This is a genomic window from Sphingobacterium sp. G1-14 (assembly GCF_002196555.1).
Lineage (GTDB): Bacteria > Bacteroidota > Bacteroidia > Sphingobacteriales > Sphingobacteriaceae > Sphingobacterium > Sphingobacterium siyangense.
Map to the genome: position 1 here is coordinate 94,643 of NZ_CP021381.1, position 14,955 is coordinate 109,597.

At 42.5% G+C, this 14,955-nt stretch carries 11 protein-coding genes; 9 read left to right on the forward strand and 2 right to left on the reverse strand.

Annotated elements, in window-relative coordinates; all coding sequences use genetic code 11:
- Positions 1-160: 160 nt before the first annotated feature.
- Positions 161-1,831 (forward strand): glucose-6-phosphate isomerase, encoded by a 1,671-nt coding sequence (gene pgi / locus CBM24_RS00450; RefSeq protein ID WP_088159800.1) that lies wholly within the window; start codon positions 161-163, stop codon positions 1,829-1,831.
- A 110-nt stretch (positions 1,832-1,941) separates the two neighbouring features.
- Here pgi and CBM24_RS00455 read toward each other — a convergent pair whose 3' ends face one another.
- Positions 1,942-3,858, reverse strand: coding sequence for a heavy metal translocating P-type ATPase (locus CBM24_RS00455; protein WP_088159801.1), 1,917 nt, complete (start codon positions 3,856-3,858; stop codon positions 1,942-1,944).
- A gap of 60 nt (positions 3,859-3,918) precedes the next feature.
- Here CBM24_RS00455 and CBM24_RS27100 point away from each other — a divergent pair, with 60 nt between their 5' ends.
- Positions 3,919-4,146, forward strand: coding sequence for a hypothetical protein (locus tag CBM24_RS27100; protein WP_157698328.1), 228 nt, complete (start codon positions 3,919-3,921; stop codon positions 4,144-4,146).
- Here CBM24_RS27100 and CBM24_RS00460 read toward each other — a convergent pair.
- Positions 4,121-4,462, reverse strand: coding sequence for a phage holin family protein (locus tag CBM24_RS00460; protein ID WP_088159802.1), 342 nt, complete (start codon positions 4,460-4,462; stop codon positions 4,121-4,123). The two genes, CBM24_RS27100 and CBM24_RS00460, sit on opposite strands and share 26 nt — an antisense overlap.
- A 72-nt stretch (positions 4,463-4,534) precedes the next feature.
- On the opposite strand from CBM24_RS00460, the gene CBM24_RS27105 reads away from it, so the two are divergent.
- From CBM24_RS27105 to pafA, 7 genes are all read left to right on the forward strand, one after another.
- Entirely contained in the window at positions 4,535-4,684 is a 150-nt protein-coding gene (locus tag CBM24_RS27105; RefSeq protein ID WP_157698329.1) for a hypothetical protein, read from the forward strand.
- A 245-nt stretch (positions 4,685-4,929) separates the two neighbouring features.
- Positions 4,930-5,355: a DUF2147 domain-containing protein gene (locus tag CBM24_RS00465; RefSeq protein ID WP_046673759.1), complete on the forward strand. Its 426-nt coding sequence runs from the start codon at positions 4,930-4,932 to the stop codon at positions 5,353-5,355.
- Positions 5,356-5,509: 154 nt separating this feature from the next.
- Positions 5,510-6,757: an ABC transporter permease gene (locus CBM24_RS00470; protein ID WP_088159803.1), complete on the forward strand. Its 1,248-nt coding sequence runs from the start codon at positions 5,510-5,512 to the stop codon at positions 6,755-6,757.
- Positions 6,758-7,021: 264 nt separating this feature from the next.
- Entirely contained in the window at positions 7,022-8,212 is a 1,191-nt protein-coding gene (kbl, locus tag CBM24_RS00475) for a glycine C-acetyltransferase (RefSeq protein WP_075990514.1), read from the forward strand.
- Positions 8,213-8,290: 78 nt separating this feature from the next.
- Positions 8,291-10,096, forward strand: a complete 1,806-nt coding sequence (typA, locus tag CBM24_RS00480) for a translational GTPase TypA (RefSeq protein ID WP_088159804.1) — start codon at positions 8,291-8,293, stop codon at positions 10,094-10,096.
- Positions 10,097-10,320: 224 nt separating this feature from the next.
- Positions 10,321-13,122 carry an excinuclease ABC subunit UvrA gene (gene uvrA, locus CBM24_RS00485; RefSeq protein ID WP_088159805.1) on the forward strand — a complete coding sequence of 934 codons (2,802 nt, stop codon included), beginning with the start codon at positions 10,321-10,323 and terminating at the stop codon, positions 13,120-13,122.
- 140 nt (positions 13,123-13,262) lie between these two features.
- On the forward strand, positions 13,263-14,906 hold the full coding sequence (gene pafA, locus CBM24_RS00490) for an alkaline phosphatase PafA (protein WP_088159806.1): 1,644 nt from the start codon (positions 13,263-13,265) through the stop codon (positions 14,904-14,906).
- Positions 14,907-14,955: the final 49 nt, after the last annotated feature.

The following is a 14,955-nucleotide window of genomic DNA, read 5'->3' on the forward strand; positions in this document are numbered from 1 at the left end:
CCCAATATAGATTGCCAAATAGGGATAATTTGACCTTTTTTTTTTAGTTTTGGTATTGTCAACGGAATAAACCTTCATTTAAAGATCTACACGATGTGTAACAATGAAATACTGAAGGCTCTTATTGATGTTTAAAACAAATAATTTCAGTAAAAACAGTATGTTCCCAAAAATTAATTTTACAAAGACTGAGGCCTATAAGAATCTAGCGCAGCATTTTGGTTCTTTATCAGGTCTATCTAACAATAGCGAAAAAAATGATCTACGTGCACTTTTTGCCGCAGATCCCACACGTTTTGAGAAGTTCTCGATCGCTTTCGAAGATATACTTTTGGATTACTCCAAAAATCGGATTACTGCAGAGACAAAAGCGCTCTTGGTCCAGTTGGCTAAAGAATGTGGTCTTGCTGATGCGATAGCAGCGATGTTCTCGGGTGAGCGCATCAACGTGACCGAAAACAGACCGGTGTTACACACCGCTTTGCGAAATCAATCCGATCAGCCCGTTTATGTGGACGGAAAGGATGTCATGCCCGACGTTAAGCGCGTGCTGGCACAAATGAAAGCCTTCACGGAAAAGATTATAGCTGGTCAGTGGAAAGGATATACGGGTAAAGAAATTACAGATGTGGTGAATATCGGTATCGGTGGTTCAGATCTAGGTCCTGTGATGGTAACAGAAGCCTTAAAAGCATATAAAACGCGCTTAAATGTACATTTTGTCTCCAACGTAGACGGTACACACATTGCTGAAACATTGAAAGCTGTGGATCCTGAAACAACCTTGTTTCTGATTGCTTCAAAAACTTTCACAACGCAGGAAACGATGGCCAATGCGCATACAGCTAAAGACTGGTTTTTGGCGAGCGGAGCCCTTCAGGAGGATGTCGCTAAGCATTTTGCAGCATTGAGCACCAATACAGAAGCAGTACGTGCCTTTGGAATAGATACTCAAAATATGTTTGAGTTTTGGGACTGGGTAGGCGGACGGTATTCCCTGTGGTCTGCTATAGGTCTTTCCATTAGCTTGGCAATAGGCTTTGATAATTTCGAGGAACTTTTAAAAGGTGCCGACGATGCGGACGTTCATTTTAAGGAAACTCCCTTCGAATCCAATATTCCGGTAATATTGGCTTTGCTTGGTGTATGGTACAATAATTTTTTCCAGGCCGAAAGCCATGCAATTCTCCCTTACGATCAATATCTGCACCGTTTTGCTGCATATTTCCAACAAGGGGATATGGAAAGTAACGGCAAATATGTGGACCGTAATGGTCAACAGGTGGATTATCAGACTGGACCGATTATATGGGGTGAACCTGGTACGAACGGACAGCATGCCTTCTATCAGTTGATTCACCAGGGAACCAAATTGATTCCTTGTGATTTCATTGCGCCTGCCAATAGTCTTAATCCGATCGGAAACCACCACCAATTGTTATTGTCCAACTTTTTTGCACAGACTGAGGCTTTGATGAATGGCAAAACGGAGGAAGAAGTAGTTGCCGAATTAAAGAAAGCAGGCAAATCGGACCAAGAAATAGAGTTGCTTAAAGCCTATAAAGTTTTTGAAGGTAATCGCCCAACGAATTCCATCCTGTTCAAAAAAATGACGCCACGCACTTTAGGACGACTTATCGCTTTGTATGAGCATAAGATTTTTGTGCAGGGTGTGATCTGGAATATTTATAGCTTTGATCAATGGGGTGTGGAGCTAGGTAAACAATTGGCCAATCAAATCCTTCCGGAATTAAGTGACGCCAATACGGTTACGAGTCATGACTCTTCTACCAATGGATTGATCAATGCATATAAAGCTTGGCGGGATTAAATTTCTAACTAGGATCTAAAAGAGATCCTTTATACAACAGGACTGCCCTCAGAAAGTATCTAACTTTTTGGGGGCAGTGCTTTTTTGGGCATTACATGATCGCTCAGTTTTTAAACTTTTTTATGTTGGATCCGAATGGCATTTAAAATCGCCAGAAGAGCTACCCCCACATCAGCGATGACCGCTTCCCATAGTGTTGCAATGCCTCCGGCGCCAAGGATCAGAACAATGATTTTTATTCCCATCGCCAGGATGACATTCTGCCAGACAATACTTCGGGTTATTTTGCCAATTTTTATGGCCGACAAAATCTTGTGTGGCTCATCGTTTTGGATCACAACATCAGCAGTTTCAATAGTTGCATCAGCTCCCAGTCCACCCATAGCAATGCCAACATGTGCTAAGGCAACTACAGGGGCGTCGTTTACGCCATCGCCGGCAAAGGCAACGCGGCGTCCTTGGTCAATCAGCTGCTGTACATGGCTCACTTTATCCTCAGGAAGGAGATCGCCATAGGCTTTGTCGAGTCCAAGTTCTTTGGCGACTTCATCTACCACCGCTGTTTTATCTCCAGATAACATGACTGTATACAAACCTTGAGCATGCATGGCTTGGATCACTGCCCTGGCATCTGGTTTAATTCGATCCGCAACAGTAATATAACCCGCATAGTGACCTTCGATGGCGAGTAATACAATGGAGTATGCCATTTGCCTTAGCTCTGCCGGATAGCCAATATCGAATTTGTCCAGTAATTTGCTGTTGCCCGCGAGTGTGGGCTTTCCGTTAACAGTGGCGAAAAGTCCGTGGCCTGCTATTTCCTGGATTTTCTCGGCTTCCAATGCGGCAGTGCCGGGATGATAACTGGCGATCGCCTTCGCAATGGGGTGCGTTGAATGTGCCTCAATGGCTTTCGCATAGTTCAGTAATTCCTCTGGATCTCCATTGACGGCAAAAACTTCCGTTACCTCAAAGACACCAGCTGTAAGCGTGCCCGTTTTATCCATGATAACGGTATCGACTGAAGTGATGGCATCGAGGAAGTTCCCGCCCTTAAATAATATACCATTTCGGGAAGCTAAGCCTATACCGCCAAAATAACCCAGGGGAATGGAAACGACCAGGGCGCAGGGGCAGCTGATCACCAGAAAGACTAAACTCCGGTAGAACCAGTCCTTAAAACTATAGTCATGAACAAAAAATAGGGGTAAAATAAGGACCAAAAGCGCAAGGCCGAAAATAATAGGGACATATATTTTAGCAAATCTGGCGATAAACAATTGTGTTTTGGATTTACGTGCAGTGGCGTCCTGAACCATTTCCAGAATTTTGCTCAATTTGCTATCTTCAAATACGCTGGATACCTCGATTTGAACAACTGTTTCTAAGTTGATCATACCTGCAAAGACAGCATTACCGGAATATTTTGTATCGGGTTTACTCTCTCCAGTCAAAGCAGCAGTGTTAAATGCGGCTCTTTCCGTTTTCAATGTACCATCCAGAGCCACTTTTTCTCCAGCTTTTACAAGGATAATTTCGCCAATTTGGACAGTTTTTGGATTTATCTGCTGTTGCTGCCCATTTCGTATGACCGTTACTGCGTCAGGGCGGATATCTAATAAGGATTTGATTGATTTCTTGGCATTGTCGACGGCAGTATCCTGAAACCATTCTCCGATTTGATAGAACACCATTACCGCGACGCCCTCTTCAAATTCTCCAATAGCGAAAGCGCCCAATGTTGCAACGGTCATCAAAAAGAACTCATTAAAAATATCGCCACGGCTTGCCTTGCGCAATGCCATTTGAATAACGGGGATTCCCGCGAGAAGATAGGCGATGCTATTTAAGGTCAAGTTGATGCCAAAGGGAAGGCTGATCTTAAAAGCATATTTCAATAGGAGTAAAGTAAGTAGAATGACAAGAGCCATGAGGAGTTTACGTTGGGTAATCCACCAAGGACGCTCCTGTGTTGGAAGGGAGTGCCCCATTGTGTCATGGCTATGCTCGTGGTTGTGTTCGCACATATATCAGCGGTTCTTTTAAAGAATTAAATTTAGCGAATTCTGCTGTAAAAAGCGAGGGAAATGAGGATAAACTCACCCATAAGGGCAATTATTTTAGACGATTATTTTAAAGGAATAGGAACGGTAAACAAGCTGTTTTTCAAACGACAGATGCTGTCCGTAAGGGAAGATGCTGTCAGCAAGGAAGGGGGACAATCGCTGAGCAATGAAAAGGCGTCCACATGTATTGATGCGGACGCCTGCTATTTTATTGAATGTATTTTTAATCTTTCGAAGTACTGCCAATAATCATTTCCAATATGGCAACGACAATGGCAAACAGCGCTGCGGTCCAAAATCCATGTACATCAAATTTGGATCCAAGTAGTGAATCGGTCAACAAGACCATCAATACGGTAATAATAAAGGAAACTAGACCAAGGGTAAGCCAATTCAATGGGAACGTAAATAACCTTAAAATCGATCCCACAGTCGCGTTGACAAATCCAATGACAAGTCCCGTAACGATAGCCCAACCGAAACCAGCAACTTCAGCACCAGGAACAACCCAGCAAGCAATTGCGACTACCAGACCAGTAAGTAAAAGACTAATAATAAATTTCATAATATGTGCTAATTTATAAAGAGTAAATAAAGTAATAATATAATAATTGTCGTACAAACCCAATGCCAAACTTTGTTTAGATTATCGCATTTAAATCTTTGGGATGGATGGATGGATGGATGGATGGATGGATGGATGGATGGATGGATGGATGGATGGATGGATGGATGGATGGATGGACCGTTAACTGGTATTAGTAAGCGGGAGCTGTTTGATAAATAGCAATACTGGAATAAAAAATATATGCAAGCATAGTAAATATTTTGTATATTTATTCAGAAGCTATGCATGCTATAGCCGTATGGTCATCAACAATTATGCGTGTCATGTATGACGGTTGCCGATGGTGGAAAAGAATTGAAAGACGTACTTAAGTCATTTAAACAGGTGATAGTCATTTAAACAAGCGGTCGGATCACCAATAGCAGGGAAAATTGAAAGAATTAAGTTCACAAAATAATAGACCCATGAAGAAAATTATGATGTCATTCATAATGCTGCTGACTACAGTAGCATTATTTGCGCAAACAGATCCCATCATCGGAAAGTGGGAAAACCCAAGCGGCGAAGGCCGTGTTGAAATTTACAAGAAAGGCGATAAGTTTTTTGGTAAGCTCTATTGGCTGAAATTTCCAAATAATGAAGCCGGTCAACCGAAGAAAGATATAAAAAATCCAGATAAAGCACTGCAGAGTAGAAATGTACAAGGGCTAGAAATCTTGACCAATTTTGATAAAGATGGCAATACGTATGTTGACGGAAAGATCTATGATCCGAAGTCGGGCAAAACGTATAGCTGCAAGATGACCTTAAAAGGCGATAAGCTTGATATCAGAGGTTATGTGGGTGTGAGCTTACTTGGACGCACCGAGACATGGAAAAGAATTAATTAAGATAGAAAATGGCTGCAAAATCAAAATAATCCGCTTGCATGGATAGGTCAGATTCCACCAAAAAGGCAATTTATTTCTAGGAAGTAAATTGCCTTTTTGGTTTTGTGCTGGAATTACAGTATTTTCATCCCTACAAATTATAAATACCAGCTCTATGGCCGTAAAAATGTCTTATGTTGAAAATGTCAAGCTTGCACTACAGTCCATTGTAGGGAATAAGCTGCGGACATTTTTAACAGCACTGATCATTGCCATAGGGATGATGGCATTAATAGGAGTATTGACCTCGATTGATGCCATGAAAAACTCGCTGACAGATTCCTTTTCGTCGATGGGATCCAATTCCTTCAACATACGCAACAGGGGATTGAATGTTCGGATCGGTAATGAAGGGACTCGCTCAAAAGTCTTTGCTAATATTACCTACGCACAGTCTGCAAGGTTCAGACAGGATTTTCACTTTAATGCGTTGACATCAATCAGTGCCAATGTGAGTTGGAATACGACCGCAAAATATCAATCCAAAAAGACAAACCCCAATATCGGCCTGATCGGGACAGATGAAAATTATCTGCAGACATCAGGGTATGTTGTCAGCGAAGGCCGTAATTTTTCTACGCGGGAGGTTGAAACAGGTAGTGGCGTGATCATCATCGGTAGTGAAGTGAGTAAAATGCTATTCAACGAAATTATTGATCCAATAGGACAGTTTATTACGGTTAACAATATCCGCTATTTGGTGATAGGAGTCTTAAAAAGTAAAGGTTCCTCTGCCGGGATGGGTGGGGACAGAGCCTGCTTTATTCCCCTGATCAAGGCCCGGGCAGTGATGCAAGGTACCGAGCCTTCCTATGTGATCACTGTTTCTTCCAATGACCCCATGCGATTGGAAGCCGCAATCGGCGAAGCTACCATCGTATTTCGAAATATTCGCGGATTGGCATCACGGCAGTCAAATGATTTTGAAATCACCAAATCAGATGCGGTTGCCCAGATGCTGATGCAAAATATGGCTATGGTTACTTTGGGTGCAGTGGTGATCGCTTTTATAACCCTTGTGGGAGCTTCAATCGGATTGATGAACATCATGTTAGTTTCGGTCACCGAACGTACGCGAGAGATCGGTATTCGTAAGGCAATCGGTGCAACACCGAGTGTTATACGCAAACAATTTCTGATGGAAGCCATTGTGATCTGTATGATTGGAGGTGTCGCCGGGATCTTTATTGGTATCTTGATTGGTAATATTCTGGCGCTGCAGCTCGGCACATCTTTTATTATACCTTGGGGAGCGATTATTTTGGGTTTTGCGGTATGTGGACTCGTCGGTATGCTATCGGGCTATTACCCGGCCTCAAAAGCATCTAAACTGGATCCAGTCGATGCGCTTCGTTACGAGTAATTCACATTGGCCCCCCTATCGCTCTATTTTTACATACACCCTGCTTGCAGGACGAAGATGTCTAGGGCTTGTCGCCCAGTTGGTCGCTATCAAAGCAAGAGGAAAAGTAGATCGATTGAAAAAAGGAATTTTATGCAATCGGTTTAATGTTACCAAATCATTGATTTGGGGTGAATTCTCCGTGAATAGCCCTTGTCTCGAAAGGTGAAGCAACTTATTCCAATGAAAAAACTGTAATATTGTATAAAAAAATAAAATCGAATTATGTACAATACATTACAACCAGTTTTAGAAAAGGAATTGGAAGCAATCAAAGAAGCGGGATTGTATAAACAAGAGCGAGTGATCGTTACTCCCCAAGGAGCAGACATCAAAGTGAGTACAGGACAAGAAGTTGTCAATTTTTGTGCGAACAATTATTTGGGACTTTCTTCACATCCAAAAGTAATCGAAGCTGCTAAGAAAGCGATTGATACACATGGTTATGGAATGTCTTCCGTACGTTTCATCTGTGGTACCCAAGATGTGCATAAAGAATTAGAAGCAAAAATTTCTACGTTCCTCGGAACAGAAGATACTATTTTATATGCGGCAGCATTCGACGCGAATGGTGGTGTGTTTGAGCCATTATTTGGTGCCGAAGATGCCATCATTTCAGACGAATTAAATCATGCTTCTATCATAGACGGTGTTCGTTTGTGTAAAGCACAACGCTTCCGTTATAAAAATGCGGATATGGCTGATTTGGAAGCGCAATTGCAGGCTGCATCCGGTGCTCGACATAAAATCATTGTTACAGATGGCGCGTTTTCGATGGATGGATCTGTAGCTCCATTGGACCAGATCTGTGATCTAGCCGATAAATACCAGGCGCTCGTGATGATCGATGAATCGCATTGTACAGGATTTATCGGTGCAACTGGACGTGGTACGCACGAGCTTTTCAATGTAATTGATCGTGTAGATATCATTACAGGTACGTTGGGTAAGGCGCTAGGTGGTGCTTCCGGTGGTTTTACTTCTGGTAAAAAAGAGATCATCGATTTGTTACGTCAGCGTTCACGTCCTTATTTATTTTCGAACACCCTAGCCCCCGCAATTGCAGGAGCTTCTGTTGCGGTCTTGGACATGCTGAGTGAGACAACTGCATTGCGTGATAAACTGGAATCCAATACGATCTACTTCCGTGAAAAAATGACGGCTGCTGGATTTGATATCAAGCCAGGTTTCCATCCAATCGTGCCTGTGATGCTGTATGACGCGAAATTAGCGCAGGAGTTCGCAGCCAAGATGTTGGACGAGGGAATTTATGTGATCGGTTTTTACTATCCCGTTGTACCTCAGGGAAAAGCCCGTATCCGTGTGCAGATTTCGGCAGGACACGAAGTTGCTCACCTGGATAAAGCAATCGCCGCCTTTACCAAAGTAGGTAAAGAATTAGGTGTAATTAAATAAAATACACATAGTTATAAATTTTATGGTGCAAAATGTTTATCTTTGCACCCTAAAATTTTATAAAAATATTCTTGCTCAATGCAAAACATTAGAAACATTGCGATCATCGCTCACGTCGACCACGGTAAAACTACGCTTGTAGACAAAATTTTATATTTTACCAATCAATTCAGAGAAAATGAAAATGCTGGTGAATTAATCCTAGACAATAATGATTTAGAGCGTGAACGCGGGATCACTATTGTATCTAAGAACGTATCAGTAACATATAAAGGTGTTAAAATCAACATCATCGATACCCCAGGTCACGCCGATTTCGGTGGTGAAGTAGAGCGTGTATTGAAGATGGCTGATGGAGTAGTGCTATTGGTCGATGCTTTTGAAGGCCCAATGCCTCAAACACGTTTCGTTACAGGTAAAGCGCTAGGTTTAGGTATCAAACCTATCGTCGTTGTCAATAAAGTCGATAAAGAAAACTGTCGTCCTGAAGAAGTATACGAACATGTTTTTGACCTATTCTTCAACTTAGGTGCTACTGAAGAGCAATTGGACTTCCCAGTATTGTACGGTTCTTCAAAACAAGGATGGATGTCTACAGATTGGAAAAATCGTACTGAAGACTTCACCGACTTGTTGGAAGCCATCATCAAATATATCCCTGCACCAGAAGTATCTGAAGGTACTTTACAAATGCAGGTAACATCGTTGGATTACTCAACTTTCGTAGGACGTATCGCTATCGGTCGTGTTGCTCGTGGTACAATCAAAGAAAACCAACCGGTTTCTTTGGTGAAACGCGACGGAAAAGTTGTGAAATCACGTGTAAAAGAACTACAGGTATTTGAAGGCCTTGGCCGCATCAAAGTGCCTGAAGTAAATGCAGGTGATATCTGTGCCGTAGTAGGTATCGAAGGTTTCGATATCGGTGATACCATTGCAGATTTTGAAAATCCAGAGCAATTGGAAGTTATCAGCATTGATGAACCAACAATGAACATGTTGTTTACCATCAATAACTCTCCTTTCTTCGGTAAAGAAGGTAAATTGGTAACATCACGTAACATCTACGATCGTTTACAAAAAGAGTTGGAGAAAAACTTAGCACTACGTGTCGTTCCTACAGAGTCTCCAGATGCTTGGTTGGTATACGGACGTGGTATCCTTCACTTGTCGGTATTGATCGAAACAATGCGTCGTGAAGGTTATGAATTGCAAGTAGGCCAGCCACAAGTTATCATCAAAGAAATCGATGGTCAAAAATGTGAGCCAATCGAAGAACTTGTTGTTGACGTTCCTTCTGATGTGTCAGGAAAAGTAATTGAGTTGGTGACCCAACGTAAAGGTGAGTTGTTGATTATGGAAGCTAGAGGAGATATGCAACATCTTGAGTTCTCTATCCCTTCTCGTGGTATTATCGGTTTACGTAACAACGTGTTGACAGCAACAGCGGGTGAAGCTGTTATGGCACACCGTTTGAAAGGTTACGAGCCTTGGAAAGGTACAATTCCTGGTCGTTTGGCAGGTGTATTGATCTCTTTGGATACAGGTTCAACAACTGCGTACTCCATTGATAAATTACAAGACCGTGGTCGTTTCTTCGTCGATCCAGGTGTGGATGTATACGAAGGACAAATTTTAGGTGAACACATCCGTGACAATGATTTAACGATCAACGTTACCAAAGGAAAACAGTTGACAAATATGCGTGCTTCTGGTTCTGATGATAATACACGCATTGCACCGGCAATCAAATTCTCATTGGAAGAATGTATGGAGTATATTCAAGCTGACGAGTATATTGAGGTGACACCACAATCAATGCGTCTACGTAAAATCTATTTGACTGAAAACGAGCGTAAAGTTAACGCAAAGAAATTCCAATAGTCAATAGCGGAACGCGCTATAAAAAAAGCCCCCGAACATTGTTCGAGGGCTTTTTTTGATGATTTAAATCCTCGCCTTGGCAGTGCCTTAGGGAGATATCACGTTTTTTTGTTCTTTCCTCCCCGGTACAGTAAGTATCATCCGGCAGAAAACCGAATAGCTTTTTAATTCAAAGGAATATAATCAGCCAAGAATACGTAACTTTGTGTGAGATAAGGATTATTATGAGTAAACAGGTGGAGCACACTCCAAAAGAATATATTCAGATAAAGGGCGCAAGAGTTAATAACTTAAAGAATATTGACGTTGATATCCCTAAAAATAAATTAGTTGTTATCACTGGAATGTCGGGCTCAGGAAAATCCTCCTTAGCTTTTGATACGCTCTATGCCGAAGGACAGCGACGTTATGTCGAAAGTCTTTCTTCGTACGCAAGACAATTTATGGGACGGATGAATAAACCGGAGGTGGATTACATCAAAGGTATCGCTCCTGCAATTGCCATTGAGCAACGCGTCATTACGTCCAACCCCCGTTCGACGGTGGGGACATCCACTGAGATCTATGATTATCTGAAATTGTTGTATGCCCGGATCGGCAAGACAATTTCTCCTGTATCTGGTCGCGAGGTGACCAAAGACAGTGTGAGTTCAGTGGTGGATTTTGCCTTGAATTTGGAAGAGGGGACAACGGTGACACTTCTCGCGCCACTTATTCCTGCTCATGGACGTAAACTTAAGGAAGAACTGTCGCTCCTGTTACAGAAAGGTTTTGTGCGTGTCGTCTTTGGGGATAGCATGCAGAAAATCGAAGCTATTATCGATGATAAGGCCGTCGCCAATAAAGACCTTCAGGATGGTGAAGTGCTTATTGTCGTCGACCGGGTCCGTGTTGAACAGGACGATGATACAGTCAATCGACTTTCTGACTCTGTCCAAACAGGTTTTTTCGAAGGTAAGGGTGAGCTCTATATGGAAGAAAATGGTCAAAGACATCATTTCTCCCATAAATTTGAACTTGATGGAATAACATTTGAAGAACCTACACCAAATTTCTTCAGTTTTAATAACCCCTATGGTGCCTGTCGTCGATGTGAGGGCTATGGAAAGATCATTGGTATTGACCCTGATCTTGTTATTCCAGACAAAAGCCGCTCGGTCTACGATGGCGCAATTGCACCTTGGCGAGGAGAGAAAATGGGCGAGTGGTTACAAGTGCTTGTTAAAAGTTCGTTGAAATTTGATTTCCCAATACATCGTGCCTACATGGACCTGACTGCGGCGCAGAAACAGCTGCTGTGGACGGGAAATAAATATTTCGCAGGTCTTACTCAATTTTTTGAAGAGCTCGAAGCTCAGACCTATAAAATTCAATACCGGGTGATGTTGTCTCGCTACCGCGGGAAGACAGATTGCCCGGATTGCCGCGGTACCCGTTTACGCAAAGATGCGACTTATGTGAAAGTAGGGGGCAAGTCTATCACCGATATCGTTTTGATGCCGCTTGAAGAAGCCTTGGAATTCTTTAAAACCCTACCGCTGGTGGGTAATGAACTGGTCATTGCCAAAAGACTTCTTGCTGAAATTAATAATAGATTGCAATTTTTGTGCGATGTTGGATTAAGTTACCTGACCTTGAACCGGCTATCGAATACCCTTTCTGGAGGGGAATCACAGCGGATCAATCTGGCAACTTCATTAGGGAGTTCGCTCGTAGGTTCTATTTATGTGTTGGACGAGCCAAGTATTGGACTTCATCCACGTGATACACAGCGTCTGATTTCTGTGCTGAAATCCCTGCGCGATGTTGGTAATACGGTTGTGGTGGTCGAGCATGAGCAGGAGATGATGGAGGCGGCTGATTACCTGATCGATATCGGACCGGAAGCCGGGATCAATGGCGGCGAAATGGTCTTCGCAGGTACATATCAGCAGATTCTGAAAGATACAAAGAGCCTTACGGGGCAATACCTCAGTGGTAAAAGCCAGATTGAGGTACCCCAAAAGCGCCGCTCATGGTCCAATAGTGTGACCATTAAAGGAGCGCATGAGAATAACCTCAAAGGGATTGATGTACAATTTCCATTGAATACGTTTACTGTGGTGACAGGTGTTTCAGGGTCAGGTAAGACCTCCTTGGTCAAACGTATCCTTTACCCAGCATTGCAGAAGTCGATAGGCAATTACTCTGGTGAACAGACTGGGGTCTATGATGCGATCGAGGGGGATATTACCCATATAGAACAAGTTGAAATGGTCGATCAAAACCCGATCGGTCGTTCTTCGCGATCCAACCCGGTGACTTACGTGAAAGCCTGGGATGAAATCAGGGCCTTATATGCCAACCAGGCGGCAGCCAAAGCTGCTGGACTGAAACCTGCGGCATTTTCATTTAATGTTGAAGGTGGACGTTGTGATGTCTGTCAAGGTGAAGGTGAAGTTAAAATTGAAATGCAATTTATGGCCGATATCGTTTTGCCATGTGAGGCCTGTGGGGGCAAGCGATTTAAACAGTTTGTGCTTGATGTACACTATAAGAACAAGTCGGTAGCAGATGTTCTCGAGATGAGTGTTGATGAAGCGATCGTATTCTTTGCAGACCAGCCTAAAATATTAGCGAAATTGCAGCCTTTACAGGACGTTGGACTAGGCTACGTTAAGCTCGGGCAATCGTCAAGTACATTGTCTGGCGGTGAAGCACAGCGGATTAAACTCGCCTCCTTCCTCATTAAGGGAAATAATAGCAAGAAGACACTTTTTATCTTTGATGAGCCAACAACAGGCTTACACTTTCAGGATATTAAAAAGTTATTGAAATCATTTGATGCACTGATTGCCTTAGGGAACAGTATATTAGTGATCGAGCATAATATGGATATGATCAAATCGGCAGATTGGGTCATCGATATTGGTCCTGAGGGCGGTAATAAAGGTGGAAAGCTCGTCTTTGCGGGACTTCCTGAAGAACTTATTCATTGTAAAGATTCTTATACAGGTCAATTTTTAAAGACACATTTAAAAGATTAAATCCTACTTTAGCGAAGTGAAGTAATCTGTCTCAGGGCAACGGAGCTGCCAATATGTTCCGTTTATTGTTCCTTTTGTTAAGGTCTGATGGAATACTATACAGTAATTAAAAAACTAATATTTCAATACTTAATACGATTATGATTAAAAGATTTTTTTTAAGTGTCGTCCTTGGAATAGCGGCGCTTTCGTCCATGGCGCAACAACCGGAAAGACCAAAATTGGTTGTCGGCCTGATGGTAGATCAAATGCGTTGGGATTATTTATATCGTTTTGCAGATCGATATGGAAATGATGGTTTCAAACGACTTTTGAAAGAAGGATTCTCCTGTGAAAATACATTGATTAATTATATTCCGACATACACCGCTATTGGACACAGTTCGGTCTATACAGGATCCGTTCCTTCCATACATGGTATTGCGGGCAATGACTGGATTGAAGAACAGACGGGTAAAAATATGTACTGTACGCAGGACGATAATGTCGTTGGTGTAGGTACTACAGCCAAGGAGGGACAGCAGTCTCCACGTAATTTACTTGCATCGACCGTAACGGACCAATTGAAGCTCGCTTCTAACTTTAAATCCAAAGTGATCGGTATCGCGATCAAAGACCGCGGCGGTATTCTACCGGCGGGGCATTTTGCCGATGCAGCATATTGGTTTGAAGCTAAATCAGGCGATTGGATCACCTCTAATTTCTATATGGATAAACTGCCAAAATGGGTCGTAGACTTCAACAAGAAAAAATTGGCCGAAAAATACCTGAAAGGCGACTGGAAACCCATGTATGATATCAGCAGCTATGCTGCCAACAGTATTGCAGATGATAACATCTACGAAGGTAAGTACCCAGGTGAAGAAAAACCGACTTTGCCGCGTGCGACTTCTAAGCTAATGAAAGACGAAGGCTATGAGCTGATCAAAACCACACCAATGGGAAATCAGTTTACGTTGGATCTGGCTATGGAAGCAATCAAAAATGAGCAGATGGGAAATAACCCAACTAAAAATACCGACTTCCTTTGTGTGAGCCTTTCTGCAACAGACTACGTTGGACACCGTTACTCATTGACAGCAGTGGAGATTGAAGATATCTATCTGCAGCTCGATAAACAGCTTGCCGATTTCTTCAACTACCTCGATAAGACGGTGGGCAAGGGTAACTACACGTTCTTCCTGACAGCAGATCATGGCGCTTCTTATAACTCTCGTTTCTTTATGGATATGAAAGGAAATGGTGGTTATTTCTATTCCCGTCAGATTATCACAGGACTTAACAAAACCCTTAAAGAGAAATTTGGACAAGAGAAGCTTGTTAAAAGTATGATGAACTACCAGGTGCACTTAAATAATCAATTGATTGATTCGTTGAACTTGGATCGTGATAAAATAAAAGAGACCATCATTCGTGAACTTCGCCATACCGAAGGTGTCGCATATGTGGCTGATATGGAAAAAGGGGAAAGTCTGATGATCCCGGCGCCTATTCGCGAAAAAATGATCAACGGTTACAACTTTAAACGTAGTGGTGCTATTCAGATCGTTTGTGAGCCACAATGGTATGACGGCACGCCGCGCTCCACCGGGACAACACATGGTACCTGGTCTGGCTATGATTCCCATATTCCTTTAGTATTTATGGGTTGGGGAATTAAACCGGGTGTATCTAATACGGAGGTACATATTGTGGATATTGCACCGACAATTTCTTCACTACTCCACATCACTGAGCCCAATGGTAGCATCGGAAAACCGATCACGGCGGTATTGGGGCAATAAGGAAACTGTTGCTGCATGCGTGAAATCATGAAGGTTTTATTCTATTGAA